General features: G+C 73.4%; 1 protein-coding gene. It reads right to left on the bottom strand.

From position 1 onward, the window contains the following. Positions 1-939: polyketide synthase dehydratase domain-containing protein (locus tag AXW62_RS39745; RefSeq protein WP_174556494.1), on the bottom strand; the 939-nt coding region annotated here is incomplete at both ends.

The following is a 939-nucleotide window of genomic DNA, read 5'->3' as shown; positions in this document are numbered from 1 at the left end:
AGTCCTCGCCGAGGGTGGCCGCGGCGGACAGCGCCTCTGGCGACATGGGCTGGGTACGCAGCTCGTCCACCGAGATGACCGGCAGGCCGTCGGCGTCGGCGGCGACCAAACGCAGCGCACCCTCGTCACCGGACGAAAGACATACGCGCAACGTCGAGGCACCGACCGCGTGCAGCCGCACCCCGGCCCAGGTGAACGGCACCCGCAGCTCGTCGCCGTCGAGCAGCGACGCGTGCAGCGCCGCGTCCAGCAGCGCCGGATGCACACCAAAACCATCGGCCTCGGCCGACAGGACCACCTCGGCGAACAGGTCATCGCCCGCCCGCCACACCGACTCCAGGCCCCGGAAGACCGGCCCGTAGCCATAGCCCCGCCCGGCCAGCTCCTCGTAGAAGCCCTCCAGCGACACCGCCTCCGCACCCGCGGGCGGCCACTGTGTCAGCTCGAAGCCGGGGTCGGTACGGTCACCGGCGACCAAGGTGCCGCCGGCGTGCTGCACCCACTCGGCGGGCGACTGCTCGTCCTCGACCCGGGAGTAGACGCCGACGGGCCGCCGCCCGTCGGCCATCTCCCCGACCACGACCTGCACCTGGACGGCCCCGGCAGCCGGGAACACCAACGGGGCGTACAGCGTCAGCTCCTCCACCGCGTCGCAGCCGATCTCGTCACCGGCGCGCAGCGCCAGCTCCACGAAGGCCGTGCCCGGCAGCAGAACCGACCCACCGATGGTGTGGTCCGCCAGCCACGCGTGCGTGTGCGGCGACAGCCGCCCGGTCAGCACCACGGCGGCGTCCGCCTCGGCCACGCTGACCGCCGCACCCAGCAGGGAGTGCCCGGCCGCGCCCAGACCGGCGGACACGACATCCGCGGTCTGTGTGGAGGACTCCAGCCAGTACCGCCGACGCTGGAAGGCATACGTGGGCAGCTCGACCCGCCGCG

The organism is Streptomyces hygroscopicus subsp. hygroscopicus, assembly GCF_001553455.1.
GTDB lineage: Bacteria > Actinomycetota > Actinomycetes > Streptomycetales > Streptomycetaceae > Streptomyces > Streptomyces hygroscopicus.
This window is presented reverse-complemented; position numbering and strand designations above follow the sequence as displayed.